Annotated in this window: 18 protein-coding genes; 15 read left to right on the top strand and 3 right to left on the bottom strand. The window is 69.6% G+C overall.

Features of this window, described 5'->3' with window-relative positions; translation table 11 throughout:
- From H0X00_RS07065 to H0X00_RS07055, 3 genes are all read left to right on the top strand, one after another.
- Positions 1 to 240, top strand: a 240-nt coding sequence (locus H0X00_RS07065; RefSeq protein WP_293768473.1) for a helix-turn-helix domain-containing protein, incomplete at its 5' end; no start/stop codon positions are given.
- Positions 241 to 387: 147 nt separating this feature from the next.
- The gene (locus H0X00_RS07060; protein WP_293768471.1) at positions 388 to 2,259 is read left to right on the top strand and encodes a fatty acid desaturase; all 1,872 of its coding nucleotides are present in this window, start codon (positions 388 to 390) and stop codon (positions 2,257 to 2,259) included.
- 12 nt (positions 2,260 to 2,271) lie between these two features.
- Complete coding sequence (locus H0X00_RS07055) at positions 2,272 to 2,439, top strand: hypothetical protein (RefSeq protein ID WP_293768469.1); 168 nt, start codon at positions 2,272 to 2,274, stop codon at positions 2,437 to 2,439.
- A gap of 153 nt (positions 2,440 to 2,592) precedes the next feature.
- Here H0X00_RS07055 and H0X00_RS07050 read toward each other — a convergent pair whose 3' ends face one another.
- Positions 2,593 to 3,378: an enoyl-CoA hydratase/isomerase family protein gene (locus H0X00_RS07050; RefSeq protein ID WP_293768467.1), complete on the bottom strand. Its 786-nt coding sequence runs from the start codon at positions 3,376 to 3,378 to the stop codon at positions 2,593 to 2,595.
- A 128-nt stretch (positions 3,379 to 3,506) separates the two neighbouring features.
- Between H0X00_RS07050 and H0X00_RS07045 the strand changes: the two genes are divergently transcribed.
- From H0X00_RS07045 to H0X00_RS07020, 6 genes are all read left to right on the top strand, one after another.
- Complete coding sequence (locus tag H0X00_RS07045) at positions 3,507 to 4,652, top strand: acyl-CoA dehydrogenase family protein (protein WP_293768465.1); 1,146 nt, start codon at positions 3,507 to 3,509, stop codon at positions 4,650 to 4,652.
- Complete coding sequence (locus H0X00_RS07040) at positions 4,649 to 5,128, top strand: MaoC/PaaZ C-terminal domain-containing protein (protein WP_293768463.1); 480 nt, start codon at positions 4,649 to 4,651, stop codon at positions 5,126 to 5,128. The genes H0X00_RS07045 and H0X00_RS07040 overlap by 4 nt, the downstream gene beginning before the upstream one ends.
- 1 nt (position 5,129) lies before the next feature.
- On the top strand, positions 5,130 to 6,347 hold the full coding sequence (locus tag H0X00_RS07035) for a thiolase family protein (protein ID WP_293768461.1): 1,218 nt from the start codon (positions 5,130 to 5,132) through the stop codon (positions 6,345 to 6,347).
- On the top strand, positions 6,347 to 6,784 hold the full coding sequence (locus H0X00_RS07030; protein WP_293768459.1) for an OB-fold domain-containing protein: 438 nt from the start codon (positions 6,347 to 6,349) through the stop codon (positions 6,782 to 6,784). The genes H0X00_RS07035 and H0X00_RS07030 overlap by 1 nt, the downstream gene beginning before the upstream one ends.
- A 23-nt stretch (positions 6,785 to 6,807) precedes the next feature.
- Positions 6,808 to 8,370, top strand: coding sequence for a long-chain fatty acid--CoA ligase (locus H0X00_RS07025; RefSeq protein ID WP_293768457.1), 1,563 nt, complete (start codon positions 6,808 to 6,810; stop codon positions 8,368 to 8,370).
- A 102-nt stretch (positions 8,371 to 8,472) separates the two neighbouring features.
- Positions 8,473 to 9,297, top strand: coding sequence for an enoyl-CoA hydratase-related protein (locus H0X00_RS07020; protein WP_293768455.1), 825 nt, complete (start codon positions 8,473 to 8,475; stop codon positions 9,295 to 9,297).
- Positions 9,298 to 9,643: 346 nt separating this feature from the next.
- Here H0X00_RS07020 and H0X00_RS07015 read toward each other — a convergent pair whose 3' ends face one another.
- Together H0X00_RS07015 and H0X00_RS07010 are read right to left on the bottom strand one after the other, a co-directional pair.
- Positions 9,644 to 10,273: a TetR/AcrR family transcriptional regulator gene (locus tag H0X00_RS07015; protein ID WP_293768453.1), complete on the bottom strand. Its 630-nt coding sequence runs from the start codon at positions 10,271 to 10,273 to the stop codon at positions 9,644 to 9,646.
- Positions 10,270 to 11,490 (bottom strand): thiolase family protein, encoded by a 1,221-nt coding sequence (locus H0X00_RS07010; RefSeq protein WP_293768451.1) that lies wholly within the window; start codon positions 11,488 to 11,490, stop codon positions 10,270 to 10,272. Before H0X00_RS07010 ends, H0X00_RS07015 begins: the two co-directional genes overlap by 4 nt.
- 206 nt (positions 11,491 to 11,696) lie before the next feature.
- On the opposite strand from H0X00_RS07010, the gene H0X00_RS07005 reads away from it, so the two are divergent.
- The 6 genes from H0X00_RS07005 to H0X00_RS06980 all read left to right on the top strand — a co-directional run bounded on the left by H0X00_RS07005 (position 11,697) and on the right by H0X00_RS06980 (position 17,964).
- Positions 11,697 to 12,902, top strand: coding sequence for a CoA transferase (locus H0X00_RS07005; protein ID WP_293768449.1), 1,206 nt, complete (start codon positions 11,697 to 11,699; stop codon positions 12,900 to 12,902).
- Between the two features lie 70 nt (positions 12,903 to 12,972).
- Positions 12,973 to 14,715 (top strand): AMP-binding protein, encoded by a 1,743-nt coding sequence (locus H0X00_RS07000; RefSeq protein WP_293768447.1) that lies wholly within the window; start codon positions 12,973 to 12,975, stop codon positions 14,713 to 14,715.
- Positions 14,716 to 14,879: 164 nt separating this feature from the next.
- Complete coding sequence (locus tag H0X00_RS06995; RefSeq protein ID WP_293768445.1) at positions 14,880 to 16,154, top strand: geranylgeranyl reductase family protein; 1,275 nt, start codon at positions 14,880 to 14,882, stop codon at positions 16,152 to 16,154.
- Between the two features lie 52 nt (positions 16,155 to 16,206).
- Positions 16,207 to 16,575, top strand: a complete 369-nt coding sequence (locus H0X00_RS06990) for an NADH-quinone oxidoreductase subunit A (RefSeq protein WP_293768443.1) — start codon at positions 16,207 to 16,209, stop codon at positions 16,573 to 16,575.
- A 68-nt stretch (positions 16,576 to 16,643) separates the two neighbouring features.
- Positions 16,644 to 17,198, top strand: coding sequence for an NADH-quinone oxidoreductase subunit B family protein (locus H0X00_RS06985; protein WP_293768441.1), 555 nt, complete (start codon positions 16,644 to 16,646; stop codon positions 17,196 to 17,198).
- A 52-nt stretch (positions 17,199 to 17,250) separates the two neighbouring features.
- Complete coding sequence (locus H0X00_RS06980; RefSeq protein ID WP_293768439.1) at positions 17,251 to 17,964, top strand: NADH-quinone oxidoreductase subunit C; 714 nt, start codon at positions 17,251 to 17,253, stop codon at positions 17,962 to 17,964.
- Positions 17,965 to 18,089: the final 125 nt, after the last annotated feature.

The following is an 18,089-nucleotide window of genomic DNA, read 5'->3' as shown; positions in this document are numbered from 1 at the left end:
GGGCGCTTGGGCGCGCTCGCCCGGCGCGACGAGGCGACCTCCCGCCTGCGGGCCACCGTGCGCGCCTACCTGGCCGTGGGCCGGAACCTGGCCCGGACCGCCGCGGCGCTGCACGTGCACCACAAGACGGTGAGCTACCGGCTGGCCAAGGCCACCGAGCTGCTCGGCCACCCCATCGCGGAGGCGGCCTACGACCTCGAGGCCGCCCTGATCATCGACTTCACCCTGAATGGAGAGTAATCTGCGAAACGTTATCTATTCTGGATAATCGCTGGCTGACTATCCCGGAGGGTGAGCAGTTCTTATCCATGTCCGCCCAGGCCGGAATCGCGTGCTATCGGGCGCCGACCTTGCCCAGGCGGCCCGGCCGTCGGCATCGTTGGTGACGTGACAATCACCGCGAATCCCTCCGTGCGCCAGGTTCTCGCCCAGGTGGTGCGCGACCCGGACTACGACGCGATCGCGCACAAGCCGGTGTGGCAACTCCCGCACCTCGCGCTGACCGCCGGGTCCTGGGCGTTGTTCATCGGCAGCACCTGGGCCTACCTGGCCGGCAACCTGCCGCTGATCGCGATGCTGGTGCTCAACCAGCTGGCCTTCTACGCCTGCTTCACCCCGCTGCACGACGCGGTGCACAACGCGGCCTCGGGCAGCCAACGGGTCAACGACGCGATCGGCACCATCTCCGGGACGATGCTGCTCCCGGGCATCACCACGCCGGTCTACCGGACCCTGCACATGGAGCACCACCGGTGGGTGGGGGATCGCAACCGCGATCCCGACCACTTGTTCGTGCACGCGCCGAAGCAGGTGCTGCCGCTGGCGTTCGCCGGCCCCGAGTGGGTGTGGGCGCACTGGTGGCTCACCAAGCTGTGGAAGACCCGCAGCCGCGCGGAGAACCTGCGCTTCACCGCGATGATCGTGGTCTACGTCGGCATGTACGTCGGGTTCCTGGCCTCGCCCTACCGCTGGGACTTCGTGCTGTGCTGGCTGATCCCGCACTGGCTCGGTTTCTTGGTGCTGGTCTACGTGTTCGCGCACATCCAGCACCCCGACGAGTCCACCTGGCAGGTCGCGCCGTTCCAGAGCACCGTCGAGGTGCGCGGCACGATGGCCGGCAAGGTCTACTGGCTCGGCCAGACCGACCACTGCATCCACCACGCGATGCCCCACGTGCCGTTCCACAAGTACCACCGGGTCTGGGATCTCTCGGACTCGATCCTGCGCAAGCAGGGGATCCCCGAGCGCGGGCTGTTCCGCGGTCCCGAGCCCTTCGACATCCCGCGGCGGGCGTACGACACGACGGTGGCCGCGCGGGTGGTCTCGGCTGCCGACGTCGGTGCCGGGGTGCGGTCCTTCGAGCTCGAGGGGATCGACGGTTCGCTGCCTCCGTTCACGCCGGGCGCGCACGTCGACCTGCACCTGCCGAGTGGGCGGGTGCGCCAGTACTCGCTGTGCGGCCCGGCCGACTTGGCCGCCTCGGTCGGCTCGGTCGGGGTCCGCTACCGGATCGCGGTCAAGGCGCTGGCCGACGGTCGCGGCGGTTCGCTGGAGGTGCACGAGACGCTGCGGGTCGGCGAGGTCGTGACGGTCAGCGCGCCGCGGAACAACTTCTCGTTGGTGCCGGCCGCGCGTTATGAGCTGGTCGCCGCGGGCATCGGCATCACGCCGCTGCTGTCCTTCGCCCACCATCTGCACGCCGCGGGCACGCCGTTCACCCTCCATGTCTGCGCGCATGACGAGGCGTCAGTTCCGTTCGGCGCTGCGCTGGCCGAGTTGCCGTTCGCCGCCTCGATCCAGGTGCACACCCCCGGCCGAGGATTCTCCCTCGAGCGCGCCGTCGGCCGCTGGGCCGGCGACTCCGCGGTCTACGTCTGCGGCCCGGCCGGCTTCATGGATGCCCTCGGCGACGAGGCCGCCCGTCTGGAGTACCCGATCGACGCCCTGCACCGGGAGTCTTTCACCGCCGGCGTCATCGACCTGACCGACAGCCGCCCGTTCGAGCTCGTCCTCGGCCGCAGCGGCCGCACCTTCCAGATCCCCGCCGACCGCCAGGCCCTCGACGTCCTGGCCGAGCACGACGTCGCCGTCCCTTGGTCCTGCTCCCAGGGCGTCTGCGGCACCTGCATCACCCCCGTGCTGGAAGGCGAGATCGAGCACCGCGACGCCGTGCTCTCGCCCGAGGTCCGCGCCTCCAACTGCGCCATGACCCTGTGCGTCTCCCGCGCCAAGGGCGACCGCATCGTCCTCGACCTCTAAGGGCGTGCTTGCGTGAGCGGCGACGAAGTCACCCGAATCCGGGAGCGGCTGGCGCTGGCCGGCTTGCTGGCCGAAGTCGACGGGCCGGTGGAGCGCCCCGACGCGTCGCAGGTGGCGGCCGCGCGGGCGGAGGCGGGCCGCGGTACGCCGCTGTCCGATCTGGTCGCCCGCGGGCGATGACGGTCGTCGGGGATTCGTCCGCGCTGGTCAAGCTCTAACGCACAGCGGATGTCATCCGCAGCGTCCTCGGGACAGCGCCACCCCGGATCTGTGAGCGGTCCGGGGTGACGCTGCTGCCCTCCCAAGGGATGTCATCCCTTGAGCTCTGGGGGATCAGCCTTCGGCTTGGGCCTTCATGACGTCCATCAGGTCCAGGACGCCGAGGGCCTCGTGGGCCAGGCCGTAGCCGAGGTCGTTGGTCAGGAGGCGGGTCCACTCGCGGGTGCAGACGCGACGGGCGAAGCGGCGGGCCAGCGGGGTCTTGGCGGCGATGTTGGCGGCGTGCTCGCGGGCCCGGGCCATCAGCGCCTCGGCGGGGAGGACCTCGGAGACGACCCCGTAATCCAGCGCCTGCTGGGCGTCGAGGGTCTGGCCGGTGAGCAGGAAATAGCGGCCCCGGTTCGGGCCGAGCAGGTGGGTCCAGACGATGTGGGCACCGTCGCCGGGCACGATGCCGGAGGCGAAGTGCGGGGAGTCGGAGAAGGTCGCGGTCTCCGAGGCCAGCACGATGTCGCCGAGCGCCGGAAGTTCGGGGTGGTTGAGCACCGGGCCGTTGACGGCGCAGATGACCGGTACCTGGATCGCCAGCATGTTGGTGAGCAGGCGGGCGCCCTCGTGCATGATCTCCGCCCAGGCCGCGGCGGTGGCCAGGTTGAACGAGCTGAAATCGATCTCGGGGCACCACGCGTCGCCGGCTCCGGTGATGATCACGACCTTGTTGTCCGGGTCGTTGGCCACGTCGCCGAGGGCGTAGGCGATCTCGTCGTGCGAGGTCGCGCTCCAGACCAGCGGCTTGCCCTCGGTGTGCAGCGTGATCTCGAGGATGCCGTCGTTCCGCTCGAACGCGACGTTCGCGTACTTGTCCTTGTAGTCGGCGAACGTCGGGGCGATGCGCGTCATGGAGCTGTCCTTCCGGGCGGGATTCCGGGGTGTGATGAACGTGTGTTCTGGCCCACTCTTTCGCCCTAACGAACGATTGTCTAGTGTTGGTCCCGGACCGCCCTCCGCCCCACCACAAGGAGCCCCTCGTGGACTTCCGACACACCGATGAGCAGCTCGCGTGGAAGGACACCCTCCATCGCTTCATGGAGCGAGAGGTGGGGCGGGAGTACACGCGTAAGCACGACGAGAACCGTCAGTTCCCCGACGAGGTGTACCGGAAGGCGGCCGACAACGGCTGGCTCGGGATGCTCGTCCCGGAGGAACTGGGCGGGGTCGCCGCGGACCCGGTGATGTACGCGATCTTCTGCGAGGCGATCGCCAAGTTCAGCCTGGACACCGCGGCCTGCTTGATGACCTCGATGTTCACCATCAGCAACGTCGTCTACCACGGCACCCCGGAGCAGCAGGCCGAGCACATCCCGGCCTTCCTCAAGGGCGAGCGCCGGTTCTCGATCTCCATCAGTGAGCCGCAGGCAGGTTCGGACGCCGCCAACGTCAGCACCAAGGCGGTCCACGACGGCACCGACTGGGTGCTCAACGGCAACAAGACCTGGTGCTCCGGCGCGCAACTGCCCGGTGCCTGGATCGTCATGCTTGCCCGCACCGGCCCGGACCGGCACGGCGGCCTGAGCACGTTCCTGATGCCGAACACCGCCGATGGCCTGGACATCCGCAAGATGCCCACGATGGTCCGCCGCAGCCTCGGCACCACCGAGATCTTCCTGACCGACGTCCGGGTGCCGGACTCCGACGTCATCGGCACCATCGGCGAGGGCTGGAAGTACATCGCCGAGCACCTGGACTACGAGCGGCTCGGCCTGGCCGCGTCCTACGTCGGGAACGCGCGCACCGCGCTCGACGACACCATCAACTACACGAAGAACCGCATCGCGTTCGGCCGGCCGCTCTCGAGCCTGCAGGTCATCAAGCACCGCATGGCCGAGGACGAGACCGCGCTGACCGCGGCCCGGCTGTTGGTGTTCAACGCCGCGACCAAGATGGTGCACGGCGAGAAGGCCTCCAAGGAGGTCTCGATGGCGAAGGTGTTCGCGGCCGAGACGGCGTTCCGGATCGCATTCAACGGCATGCAGGCCTACGGCGGCTACGCCCAGCTGCCCGAGTACGACATGGAGCGCTATTTCCGCGAGGCCAAGCACGGCATGGTCGGCGGCGGCGCGAACGAGATCCAGAAGACCGTGATTGCCCGTCACATGGGCCTGAGCGACCGATGACGACGAGCACGTGGGCGCCGGACCAGCGCTTCTTCGAGGACTTCGTGCTCGGCCAGCAGATCCTCACCGGCGGCCGCACGGTCGACCAGGCGGACATCAACCTGTTCGCGGGCCTGACGGGGGACAACTACCCCCTACACGTCAACGCGATGTGGGCGGAGAACGGCCGGTTCGGTGAGCGCATCGCGCACGGCCCGCTGACCTTCAGCATCGCCGTCGGGCTGGTCGCCCTCTCCGGCTGGTACGGCAACTGCATCGAGGCGCTCATCGAGTGCCGCACCATGCGCGCCACCGCTCCGGTCCGCTCCGGCGACACCCTGCGGGTGCGCGCCTCCGTGATCGAGACCGAGGACCACAAGAGCCCGAAGTACGGCGTCCTGCACGTCGGCTACGACGTGATCAACCAGAAGGACGAGTCAGTCATGAACTTCCACTGGGTCATGCTGGCCCGCCGTCGCACGCCCTTGGAGAGCTGACGTGTCAGAGATCTGGACCCCGCCCTACCCCGAGCCGGGAAGCGCGAACGACGCCGCGTTCATCGGCATCGGCGAGATCCCCTCGGGGGTCTACCGCGAGCGCGGTTTCATGGCGCAGATCGTCGAGGCCTCGGCCCGCGCCATCAAGGACGCGCAGCTCAGTCACACAGATATCGACCAGATCGTGCTGATCCCCTGTCTGCACGGCATCCCGGACCAGGCCGACCTGATCTTCAGCCGCGTCGCCGAGGAGCTCGGCCTGCACGGCAAGGTGAAGAGCTCGGTGATGGTGCACTCCGGCGGGTCCACCTCGGACAACGCCACCCGGATGGCGGCCGGTCTGATCGCCTCCGGCCAGGCCCGCAACGTGCTCGTCGTCTACTCCGAGCGCTGGGGTTCCGCCGACCTGCAGGACATGATCGACATGCTCTCGGTCAACGGCATCCCGCGAGAATGGGAGGCGCCGACCGGCCTGCAGTTCAACGCCATCGGCGGCCTGATCACCCAGCGGTACATGCACCAGTCCGGCTCCTCCGCCGAGGAGATGGCCGCGATCTGCGTCGCGCTGCGTGATTGGGCGAACCTGAACCCGAACGCCATGTACTACGCCAAGAAGCTGACGATCGAGAAGATCGTCAACTCCAAGATGATCTCGGACCCGATCCACGCTTTCGAGTGCCCGTTCCTCGCGGACGGCGCCGGCGCCTTCGTGATGACGAGTGCGACCGAGGCGGCCAAGAAGCAGGACGCCTGGGTGCGCATCGGCGGCTCCGGCGGCTGCGTCTCGCACTACGCCGCCGGGCAGGACGCCGACCTCGGCGTGCTCGGCTGGGTGGAGGCCGCGAAGGAGGCCTACGAGGCCGCGAGCTGGGGCCCGGAGGACGCCGACCTCGGCGAGGTCTACGACTCCTACGCCGCGGTGCTCGCGATCGCGCTGGAGGGCCTGCAGATCTCGTCCAAGGGCGAGGCGGCGCGCGAGTTCCACAAGGGACGGTTCTCTCCGGGTGGGGAGTTCCCGCTGAACACCAACGGCGGGCTGCTCTCGGCCGGGCACACCGGCGTCGGCGGCGGCACCGCGCTGCTGATCGAGGGAATCCGCCAGCTGCTGCACCGCGGCGACGACCGCCAGGTGCCGAACGCGAGGCGCTGCATCGTCGGCGGCACCGGCGGCTCGTACATGGACGCGCAGATCATGATGCTGGAGAGGGCGACCCGCTGATGGCTACCGCAGATGTTCTCAAGGACACCGGTTACATCCAGAACGACACCGAGCTCACCGGCCCGTTCGCCGCGGCGCTGGCCAAGGGCAACCTGATCGTGCAGAAGTGCAACGACTGTGCCGCGCTGATCATGTACCCGAAGTACCGCTGCCCGGCTTGCTTCAGCGGCAGCCTCGGCTGGGAGCAGGTCTCCGGCGCCGGCCAACTGCAGACGTTCACCATCCTGCGCTACGGCCCGCCGAGTACCTTCGACGTCGAGGCGCCGTACGGCATCGGCATCGTCAAACTCGACGAAGGCCCGCAGCTGATGTGCCGGCTGCACCCCGGCCCCGACGGCACCTGGGACCACTACGTGTGCAACCAGCGGGTGAGTTTCGCGCCGGCCGATGCCGCGGAGATCGCGGAGCGGGCCGCCGCCTGGTTCACGGCCGCCTGACCCCTCCACAGCCAGGAGCAGCGATGAACGTCGCGACCTTCCTCACCAAGTCCGCGGTCCGGTTTCCGGACCGGCCCGCCTTGCAGTACGGCAGCGAGATCACCACCTACCGCCAGTTCACCGACCGCTCGCTGGCTATCGGCGGAGAGCTGCTCGCCCGCGGGCTGCGCAAGGGGGATCGGGTCGCGTTCGTGATGTCGAACCGGCCCGAGATCCTTGAGGTGATCTTCGGCTGCTTCGCCGCGGGGTTGGTCGTGGTGCCGATGAACGCCCGGCTGCACCCGATGGAGATGGCCTACCTGGTCGAGAACTCCGGCGCCCGGGTGCTGATCCACACCAGCGAGTTCGAGACCCCGCTCGATGAGCACTGGGTCTCGTTCGGGTCGGTGGAGCAGCGGTTCGGCGGCGACTGCTCGGCCGCGGTCACGAGCTACGACGAGCTGACAGACAGTCAGAACGGGCTGAAGGATCCGGTCGACATCGACGAGTCCGACGTCTGCTGGCTGTTCTACACCTCGGGCACCACCGGCAAGCCCAAGGGGGCGACCTGGACCCACCGCGTGGTCCGCGTCTGCGTCATGAACTACCTGGCCGACTGCTACAACATCCAGCACGACGACGTCATGCTGCACGTGGCGCCGCTCTCCCACGGTTCCGGCATCCTCGCGCTGCCGGCGGTGGCCCGGGGCGCGAACAACGCGATCTCGGACTCGGCGAGCTTCTCGCCGGACTCGACGTTCCGCGACGTCGAGCGGTTGGGCGTCACGCACATCGCGTTCATGGCTCCGACCCAGATCGTGAAGTGCCTGGAGGAGTTCGAGCCCGGCAAGTACGACATCGGGACCTGGAAGGCCGTCTGCTACGGCGGGGCGCCGATCTACGTCGAGCACCTGAAGAAGGCCGTCCAGGTTTTCGGCCCGGTGTTCGTGCAGATCTTCGGCCAGGGGGAGTGCCCGATGACCGCCACGGTGCTGCCCCGCGAGGAGCACCTGGAGATGGTGAAGAACGACGACCCGCGCCTCGCCTCGTGCGGATTCACCCGCACCGACGTCGAGGTGAAGATCTTCGACGAGAACGATGAGGAGTGCCCGCCGGGCGTCTCCGGCGAGATCGTGATCCGCGGCGACATCGTGATGGCCGGCTACTGGAACAACCCGGAAGCGACGGCCGAGGCCCTGCGCGGCGGCTGGCTTCACACCGGCGACGTCGGCCAGTTCGACGAGGGCGGCTACCTGTTCCTGCTGGACCGCACCAAGGACATGATCATCTCCGGCGGCAACAACGTGTACCCGCGGGAGGTCGAAGAGGTGCTGATCACCCACCCGTCGGTCGCGGGTGTCTGCGTGATCGGCATCCCCGACGACTACTGGGGCGAGGCCGTCCACGCCGTCGTCGTGCCGGAGGCTGGAACGGCGCCGACGGCGAAGGAGCTCATCGACTTCTGCGCCGGGTTCATGGCCGGCTACAAGAAGCCGAAGAACATCGACTTCGTCGACGAGCTCCCGACGAGTGCGTACGGCAAGATCCTGCGCCGCGAGGTTCGCGCGAAGTACTGGGCCACCGACCGCGCGATCGCCGGCGGCTGACGTGACCGCCTCCTGCGGGACGTCGTCCCTGGCGGGCGCATGTCAGCCGGCATGCGGGCTGACAGGCGCCCATGCGGGACGACATGCCGCAAGGATGGGGCCGTGAGCGAGGGCAAGCGGGTCGATCTGGAGACGCTCTACTACGAGCGGCCGGCGCCGGGTGTCGCGATGGTGACGTTGAACCGGCCGGACCGCGGGAACGGCGTCGTCGTCGAGCTGGTGCGGGACCTGTTCACCGTGCTCGACGAGTGGGAGCCGGACCCTTCGGTGCGGGTCGTGGTGCTGACCGGGGCGGGCAAGCAGTTCTCCGCCGGGGCGGACCTGGTCGCGATGCGCGAGTACCTCATCAATGAGCTGCCGGTGCGCAACGAGCCCTTCAACGCCCGGGCGCTGTTCCCGCTGACCCAACGGATCCTGGCCTCCCGGCTGGTCTTCGTCGCGGCCATCAACGGCGGCGCGACCGCGGGGGGCCTGGACTTCGCGCTCGCCTGCGACCTGCGCATCGCGAGCACCAAGGCCAAGCTCGGCGAGACCTACATCAATCTGGGGCTGGCCCCGGGCAACGGCGGCAGCTGGCTGCTCCCGAAGCTGGTCGGGTCCGGCGTCGCTGCAGAGCTGGCCCTGACCGGCGACGTGGTCGACGCGCACCGGGCGCTGGAGCTCGGCCTGGTCTCCCGGGTCGTCGAACCCGACGCGCTGCTGCCGGCCGCCCTCGAGCTCGCAGCGAAGATCGCCAACAAGCCGTGGCGCGCGCTGGAGGCAACCAAGCACGCGCTGCGGGCGTCCTGGACCCAGGACTTCCCGACCGCGATGAACACCAGCTACCAGGTCACCGACGCCCTGCACCGCCAGCCGGATCTGCTGGAGGCGGTGGAGGCGTTCCTGGAGAAGCGGCCGCCGCGGTTCAACAAGGGCATCGACGACTGACCAGCGCCCTCACCCATCGATGCGGTCCGAGCCGAACAACGCGTCGGCTCGGCGCGCATCTGACCCAGGGAGTCGCCACGCAGACCCTTGAACGCGCTCACCAATTCCTCTGCGGTGGGATCGGGCGAGGCGCACTCCTGTCGCGTGCCGCGCCGATCGACGGGCACCCATAGGCGCGCAACGCGGCAGAGGTCGCGTGCGAGGGGCACTCCTGTCGCGCGGCGCGCCCATCGACGGCGGCTGATAGGCGCGCCACGCCGCAGAAGTCGCGAAGTGTGGCGCGGGCTGAGTGGGGCGCGGGGGCTGAGTGGGCGCGGGCGGAGCGGGGCGAGGCGAAGCGCGGGCCTCAGGCCGAGTGGTTCCCCGCCGGCGCGGTGAGGCCGTAGAGCAGCACGTCGGCGATCGCGTCGGCAATGCCCTCGGGGGAGTCGGACTTGGTCGGCGAGTACCACTCGGCCGCGAAGTTCAGCCCACCGATGATGCCGAGCAGCGTCGCCTTCAGATGCGGCACCGGCCGGAGCACGCCGGAGCGGATGCCGTCCTGAGCCACCGTCAGAAATAAGTCCTCGTACTGCTGGCGCAGCACCAGGACCCGGGAGCGGTTCTCCGGGCCGAGGTAATGCCACTGGCCGAAGGTGACCTTGGTCTGCTCGGTCGTCCCGGCCAGCACCCGCATGTGGGCGCGGATGCCCGCCCGCAGCCGGACGTCGGCCCGGTCGTCGGTGGCGATCGCGGCCGAGATGGCCTCGATGTAGTTGGTGATGCCCTGTTCCACGATCAGCATCAGCAGAGCTTCCTTGCTGCTGATGTGCGCGTAGAGCGACCCGGGCTGCACGCCGACGGCTTTCGACAGGTCGCGCATACCCACGACCGGGTAGCTCTTCTCGCCGAAGAGCCGGATCGCCTCGCGGACGATCACGTCGGGCAGTACCGGCCGCGTGCGCGGGCTGTTGCCGGTCTCTTCCGCCACAGTCACGATGTCCCTCCGGTTGCTTCCAAGATCGTGACCGTGACTGTCGCTTCGTCGTCGTAGAACACGCCGCCACCGTTCTGGGCCAGCCCGATACGGGCTCCGGACACCTGCCGCGCGCCGGCCCGTCCGCGCAACTGGTCGGCAATTTCCACGATCTGGGCGGCGCCGGTCGCGCCGATGGGGTGGCCCCGGGAGAGTAGGCCGCCGCCGGTGTTCACCGGGATCGACCCGCCGATCGACGTCTCACCGTCGCGCAGGAGCTTGATCGCGGTGCCGGGCGGGGTGACGCCCAGCTCCTCGATCAGCATCAGCTCGGCCGGGGCGGCCGCGTCGTGCACCTCAAGGACGTCAAGGTCGGCCGGGCCGAGTCCGGACCGCTCGTAGGCGTGGGTGGACGCGGCCTGGGTCGGGGTCACGCCGGCGAGGGGGTTGTTGGACGCGATCGAGGTGGCCCGCACCCGCAGCCCCAGCCGGCCCCGCGAGCGCGCGGCCCGCTCGCTCATCACGACCAGCGCCGCGGCGCCGTCGGAGAGCGGGGAGCACATCGCCATGTGCAGCGGCGCGGAGATCAACCGCCCGGCGAGGACCTCGTCGATGGTCGTCGGCGTCCGGAACTGCGCATTCGGGTTCAGGGCGCCGGCCGCCCGGCTCTTCACCACGACCCGGGCGAAGTCCTCGACGGTGCCCCCGGAACGCTCCAAATACGAAGCGCCCTTCGAGGCGTAGTGGACCATCAGCGGCGAGCTGGACGGCATCACCGGCTCGGCGCTGCCGCCCAGGGCCAGGTCCCAGACCAGCTCGCGCATCTCCGGGCGGCGCTCCAGGTCGGTGGCCGAAGCGAGCGCTGCGAACGCGCGCACCTTCTGCGGCACGATCAACCGCTCCGCGCCGACCGCGAGGGCGATGTCGGCCTGGCCGGACGCGACCGCGGCGCAGGCCAGGGCGAAGGCCGAGGAAGAGGCCGCGCAGGCGTTCTCCACGTTCACGATCGCGGCGCCGAGCAGGCCGGTCTCGGCCAGGTAGACCTGGCCGCGGATCATCTCCTGGCCCTGGAGCAGCCCGGAGGCGGAGTTGCCGAAGAAGACCTGCTGGACCTCGGCAGGACTGACCCCGGCGTCGGCGAGCGCGTCGCGAACGGCGGCGCCGGCCAGGTCGGAGACCGTGCCCGCGGATTTCCCGAAGGGGGTCATCGCGGCCCCGGCGACGTAGACCTCGGTCATGGGGCAGCCCTCCTGGGACAAGGTGTCTCGCCGAACGAACGGTAGGTTTATTGATCCGTCAAAGTCAATCTTCGCTGGTCGCAGGCCATTCCGCACCCCGCCATTGGGTGACTAAGATCGCCCTTGAGACATACCTAACCACCGTCCGTTAGGCAAACCGAACCATAAGGCGTGTCACGCCTAATGGTTCGGGGCAGGGAGGCCGAGTGTCGTTTGCGCAGACCTACGCGGGACTGCGCGTCCTCGACCTCAGCGAGAACATCGCCGGCCCGCTGGCCTGCATGATCCTGGCCGACCTGGGCGCTGACGTGATCAAGGTCGAGCGGCCCACGGTCGGCGAGGCCACCCGCAGCCTGCCGCCGCGCTGGCCGGCCGAGGACGGCGGCGAGGCCACCGTCTTCCTCGGCTTCAACCGGAACAAGCGCAGCCTGGCCGTCGACCTCCGCCGGCCGGAGGCCCGCGACGCCGTGCTGCGGATCGGGCAGGGCGTCGACGTGGTCGTCGAGTCCCTCCGGCCTGGGGTCGCCACCCGGCTCGGCCTGGACTTCGACGCCTTCGCCGCGGGCAACGACCGGCTGGTGCACTGCTCGGTCTCCGCGTTCGGCACCGGGCCGATCGGGCACGACCGGGCCGGCTACGACGCCCTGATCCAGGCCTACTCGGGAATCCTCGAAGCCACCGGCGAGCCCGACGGCGGACCGAGCCGGGCCGCGCCCTCCATCATCGACATGACCACCGGGATGTGGGCCGCGCTCTCGATCCAGGCCGCGCTCAAGCGCCGGGAGACGCCGGGATCACCACCGGGGCCGCAGCAACTGGAGGCCACGCTGGTCGACACCGGGCTGTTCCTGATGACGCACCAGATCATGGGGTACCTCGGCTCCGGCACCTTCCCGGGCCGCCTCGGCGCCGCCGCGCCCAGCGCCGCCCCGTACAACGTGTGGCCGACGGCGGACGCCCCGATCATGATCGCGACCTCGACCGACCGCACCTACCGGACGCTGTGCGACGTGCTCGGGACCCCCGAGCTGGCCGACGACGAGCGGTTCGCCGCGATGGCCGATCGCCTCGCCCGCCGCGACGAGCTCGACGCCCTGATCGGCGAGCAGCTGCGCACCCGCAAAGCCCAGGACTGGCTGGACGCGCTCTGGGCCGCCGGTGTCCCGGCCGGCCCGGTGCACGACCTGGCCGCGGCCCTGGCCGACCCGCTGACCAAGGAGCGCGCGCTGCTCGCGCCCGCGGAGCCGGGTCGGATTCCCGATCTGCAGCAACTCCACCTGCCGATGGACGGTGGCCGCGAGGCCCTGCTGCGACAGCCCCCGGCCGTCGGCGAGCACACCGGAGCGGTGCTCGCCGAGGCCGGGTTCAGCCCGGAAGAGATCGCCGCCATCACCGAGGAGCGCCCCCGATGACCCACATGCTGCGGATGACATCCGTTGTGAGGACGCTGCGGATGACATCCCTTGTGGGTGGGGGGTCGTGGTGAGCCGGCCCGATGCGGACCCGAACCAGGTCGCCCAGGCCGCGGAACGGCGGCAGGCACTGGAAGACCGCTGGAAGGTCTGGGCGCCCCGGACCATCCCGCAGCTGCTCGACGTGGTCGCCGCCGAACACCCGGACCGGCCGTACGTCATCACGGACGAGCGCACCTACAGCTACGCCGACATCGCCGCCTGGTCCATCCGGCTGGCGGCCGGGCTGGCGGCGCAGGGCATCGGCCCGGGCGATCACGTCGCGGTCGACCTGGCCAACTATCGCGAGACCGTGGCGCTGAAGTACGCCAGCGGCCGCCTCGGCGCGGTGACCGTCTCGATCAACTTCCTGCTCCGCCAGCAGGAACTCGGCTACGTGCTCGGCCAGTCCCGGGCGAAGCTGCTGATCACCATGGACCGCTTCCGTGACCTGGACTACCTGGCCGCGCTCGACGGGCTGGCGCCCGGCTGGGAGTCCGGTGACTTCACCGGCCTGCCCGACCTGACCGGGGTCTTCGTGCTGCGCACCGGCCAGGGCGGCGGGGAGCGCGGCCGCACGGTCGAGGACCTGGTCGCGGAGGGCAAAAACGTCTCCGACGCCGAGATTCTGGCCCGCACGGGCGAAGTGGACCCGGACGCGGTCTCTGACCTGCTCTACACCTCGGGCACCACCGGGATGGCCAAGGGCGCGATGCTCACCCACGACGCGGTGCTGCGGACCGGTTACGCCTGCGCGTACACGCGGGCGATGGACGACGGGTACCGGATCGGTTTCGCGATGCCGATCTACCACGTCTTCGGCTACGTCGAGGCGACCATGTCGGTGCCCTGGGTGGGCGGGGCGATCTGCCCGAAGCCGAGCTTCGACGCCGTCGACATGCTCGCCTCGGTGTCGCGCCACCAGCTCAACGAGCTGATGGCGGTGCCGGCGATGACCGCCCCGATGCTGGACGAGGCGCGCAAGAACTCCTACGACCTGACGAGCATGACCACGATGTTCTCCTCCGGCGCCGCCCACCGTGCGGGCATGTTCGCCGAGATGCGCGAGGTGTTCGGCGTCGAGCGGATGTTCACCGCCTACGGCCAGACCGAGACCACCGCGTCCACCACCTGCGTCATGCCCGGGGACTCCGTCGAGACGCTGCAGGGCACGCTCGGCTGCCACAAGCCCGCCGGCCTCGCCGGCGACCCCGCGCTCGGCGGGGTGCTGGCGCGCTACAAGGCCGTCGATCCGGCCGGCAACGAGGTGCGGGCCGGGGAGATCGGGGCGCTGATCGTGCGGGGCCCGATCATCACCCGGGGGTACTTCGACAAGCCGGCGGAGACCGCCGAGCTGATCGACCCGGACGGCTGGCTGCAGACCGGTGACCTGGGCACTTTCGACGAGTACGGCTATCTGCGGCTGACCGGGCGCAAGAAGGAGTCCTACCGTTGCGGCGGCGAGCTGGTGCTCCCCAGCGAGGTCGAAGAGGTCCTCGGCGCCTTTCCCGGCGTCGCGGCGGCGCACGTGGTCGGCCTTCCCCACGAGCGGATGGGCGAGGTGGGCTGCGCCTGGATCGTCCCCGTCGACCCCGACGACCTGCCGGACCCGGCCGCGATGGTGGCCTTCTGCAAGGAGCGCCTGGCCCGGTTCAAGGTCCCGGCGGAGGTCCTTTTCACGGCTGCGGCGGACATTCCGCTGACCGTCACCGGCCGGGTGAAGAAGTTCGAGTTGGTCGAACGGGCGACCCGTCAACTCGCTACGTCCGAATAGGGGACGGCTCGGCCCGAGGCGCTGTCATCAACGCTCCGCCGACGCAATAGACTCTGCCTCGCACGCAATCGTGAAGACGTTCACAAGCGCGCGTAACAACGGCCCCGGCGCGCACCGCGAGACCGGTTCGTTGCCACCACGGGCCGGTGAGGAGACAGGGTCGTATGAGCGCGCAACCAAACACGGAGTCCGACGCCGACGTCATCGTCATCGGCGCCGGACCGGCCGGTGCCACTGCGGCATTCCACCTGGCCCAATCCGGCCTCAACACCCTCGTGCTGGAGAAGAGCCAGTTCCCGCGCGAGAAGGTCTGCGGCGACGGGCTCACCCCGCGGGCGGTCAAGCAGCTGCTGGCGATGGGTGTGCCCACCGACTCCGAGGGCTGGCTCAGGCACCAGGGCCTGCGGATCATCGGCGGCGGCCACACCATCGAGGTCCCGTGGCCCGAGCTCGGCTCCTACCCGGACTACGGCCTGATCCGGACCCGGATGGACTTCGACGAGACCCTGGCCCGGCACGCCCAGAAGGCCGGCGCCCGGCTGCTGGAGCAGACCAACGTCACCGGGCCGGTCCTCGACCGCGCGAACCGCGTCGCCGGCGTCACCGCCAAGCAGGCCGACGGCAGCGAGGTCACCTACCGCGCGCCGCTGGTCCTGGTGGCTGACGGCAACTCCTCGCGCTTTTCGCTCGAGCTCGGCCTGCACAAGCGCGAGGACCGGCCGATGGGCGTCGCGGTCCGTACCTACTACTCGAGCCCCCGCCACCAGGAGGACTGGCTCGAGTCCTGGCTGGAGCTGTGGGACACCTCGCGCGGGGAGCGCAAGCTGCTGCCCGGGTACGGCTGGATCTTCCCGGTGGGTGACGGCACCTGCAACATCGGCCTGGGCGTGCTGAACAACTCCTGCGGCTTCGGCAAGACCGACTACCGGGCGATGCTCAAGGCCTGGATGGCGTCCTGCCCGCCCGAGTGGGGCTTCCTCGAGGAGAACCGGACCGGCCCGATCCTCGGCGCCGCGCTGCCGATGGGCTTCAACCGTCAGCCGCACTACACCCGCGGCGCGATGCTGGTCGGCGACGCCGGCGGCATGGTCAACCCGTTCAACGGCGAGGGCATCGCCTACGCGATGGAGTCCGGGGCGATGGCCGCGGAGATCGCGGTGCAGGCGCTCGGCCGCTCCGGTGCGCAGCGCGAGCTCGTGCTCCAGACCTACCCGCAGGCCCTGCAGCAGGCCTGGGGCGGTTACTACACGCTCGGTCGCGTGTTCGTGAAGATGATCGGCAACCCGGCCTTCATGTCCTTCGCCACCAAGCACGGCCTGCCCCGCCCGGCCCTGATGCGCTTCACCTTGAAGCTGCTCGCCAACCTCACCGACCCCAAGGGCGGCGACGCCGCGGACCGGGTCATCAACGGCCTGTCCCGGATCGCCCCCTCCGCCTAGTACACGCCTAGTACGTACCTGACGCCCACTCAGAAGAGAATGGAGACGACGGATGGACGGCAACGTCTACATCCCGATCGCGGTGCTCGCAGCCCTTGGCTTCGGCTTCGCCGCGTTCTCCGTCGTCACGGGTGCCCTCACCGGCCCGAAGCGCTACAACCGCGCCAAGCTCGACGCCTACGAGTGCGGCATCGAGCCCACTCCGCAGCCGGTCGGCGGCGGCCGGGTCTCGGTGAAGTACTACACGATCGCGATGCTCTTCATCATCTTCGACATCGAGATCATCTTTCTCTACCCGTGGGCCGTCACCTTCGACTCGTTCGGGATCTCGATCCTGGTCGAGATGGCGCTGTTCATCGTCACCGTGTTCGTCCCGCTGATCTACGTCTGGAGACGCGGCGGCCTGGACTGGGACCACTAGGCCCAGGCACGCGACGCGGGACCTGCTGCGGGTCTCGCGAACCACACCGCCCGAGAAGGAGTCGACGCATGGGGCTCGAAGAGAAGCTCCCCAGCGGTTTTCTGCTGACCACGGTCGAAGGTGTGGTCGGGTACATGCGGAAGAGTTCGCTGTGGCCGGCGACCTTCGGCCTGGCCTGCTGCGCGATCGAGATGATGGCGACCGGCACCGGCCGCTACGACATCGCCCGCTTCGGCATGGAGGCCTTCCGCGCCTCGCCGCGCCAAGCCGACCTGATGATCGTGGCCGGCCGGGTCAGTAACAAGATGGCCCCGGTCGTGCGCCAGGTGTGGGACCAGATGCCGAACCCGAAGTGGTGCATCGCGATGGGCGTCTGCGCGTCCTCGGGCGGCATGTTCAACAACTACGCGATCGTGCAGGGCGTCGACCACATCGTGCCGGTGGACATCTACCTGCCCGGCTGTCCGCCGCGGCCGGAGATGCTGCTCGACGCGATCCTCAAGCTCCACGAGCAGATCGGCAGCACCAAGCTCGGTCCGCACGCGGTCAAGGAGAACATGGCGCTCGAGGCTGCCGCGCTCGCCGCGGTGCCGACGTCGGAGATGAAGGGCCTGCTTCGTTGAAGATGCACACAGATGCCGGCCCCGCGAGGACGAAGTCCGCGGCGGTGACGGTATGACGGTCGAACACCCGGCCAGCACGCAGCCGGAGAATCCGCCGGCCGAGCCGGGTCCGGTCGTCGGGCACCGGCAGGGCATGTTCGGGGTCAAGGGCTCCGGCGACACCTCGGGCTACTCCGGCCTGACCCGGCCGATCACCCTGCCCGGGGTGACCGCGGCGCCCTACGGCGGCTGGTTCGACGACGCGGCCGACACCCTGCGCCGCGCCCTGCTGATCTCCGGATCCAGCTGGGAGGAGGCGATCGAGGTCGTCGTGGTCGACCGCGGCGAACTCACCTTCCACGTCCGCCGCGACCAGCTGCTGAAGGTCGCGCAGTCGCTGCGCGACGATCCCGCGCTGCGCTTCGAGCTCTTCTCCGGCGTCTCCGGGGTGCACTACCCGGAGCAGACCGGGCGCGAACTGCACGCGGTCTACCACCTGCTCTCGATCACCCACAACCGGCGGCTGCGCCTCGAGGTCTCGGTGCCCGACGCCGACCCGCACCTGCCGTCGGTGTTTTCGATCTACCCGACGTGCGACTGGCACGAGCGCGAGACCTACGACTTCTTCGGCATCATCTTCGACGGCCACCCCGCGCTGACGCGGATCATGATGCCGGACGACTGGCCCGGGCACCCGCAGCGCAAGGACTACCCGCTCGGTGGCATCCCCGTGGAGTACAAGGGCGCGACGATCCCCCCGCCCGACGAGCGGAGAACGTACAGCTGATGACCACAGCAGACATCCCTTCTGGGACAACCGACGCGTACGCGACCGACACCACCGAGGGTCGCGTCTTCAACGTCTCCGGCGGTGACTGGGACGGTTTGGTCGCCGAGCTCGGCGACGCCCCC

The organism is Sporichthya sp., from assembly GCF_013815995.1.
Lineage (GTDB): Bacteria > Actinomycetota > Actinomycetes > Sporichthyales > Sporichthyaceae > Sporichthya.
Note: the sequence above shows the minus strand (reverse complement) of the source record. Positions and strands in the feature narration are given on the sequence as shown.

Bases quoted from the DNA above. Each gene is read 5' to 3' on its own strand.
- H0X00_RS07050 (WP_293768467.1), bottom strand. From the start codon at position 3,378: ATGACGCGCATCGCCCCGACGTTCGCCGACTACAAGGACAAGTACGCG.
- H0X00_RS07040 (WP_293768463.1), top strand. From the start codon at position 4,649: ATGACGACGAGCACGTGGGCGCCGGACCAGCGCTTCTTCGAGGACTTC.
- H0X00_RS07030 (WP_293768459.1), top strand. From the start codon at position 6,347: ATGGCTACCGCAGATGTTCTCAAGGACACCGGTTACATCCAGAACGAC.
- H0X00_RS07025 (WP_293768457.1), top strand. From the start codon at position 6,808: ATGAACGTCGCGACCTTCCTCACCAAGTCCGCGGTCCGGTTTCCGGAC.
- H0X00_RS07010 (WP_293768451.1), bottom strand. From the start codon at position 11,490: ATGACCGAGGTCTACGTCGCCGGGGCCGCGATGACCCCCTTCGGGAAA.
- H0X00_RS06995 (WP_293768445.1), top strand. From the start codon at position 14,880: ATGAGCGCGCAACCAAACACGGAGTCCGACGCCGACGTCATCGTCATC.
- H0X00_RS06990 (WP_293768443.1), top strand. From the start codon at position 16,207: ATGGACGGCAACGTCTACATCCCGATCGCGGTGCTCGCAGCCCTTGGC.
- H0X00_RS06985 (WP_293768441.1), top strand. From the start codon at position 16,644: ATGGGGCTCGAAGAGAAGCTCCCCAGCGGTTTTCTGCTGACCACGGTC.
- H0X00_RS06980 (WP_293768439.1), top strand. From the start codon at position 17,251: ATGACGGTCGAACACCCGGCCAGCACGCAGCCGGAGAATCCGCCGGCC.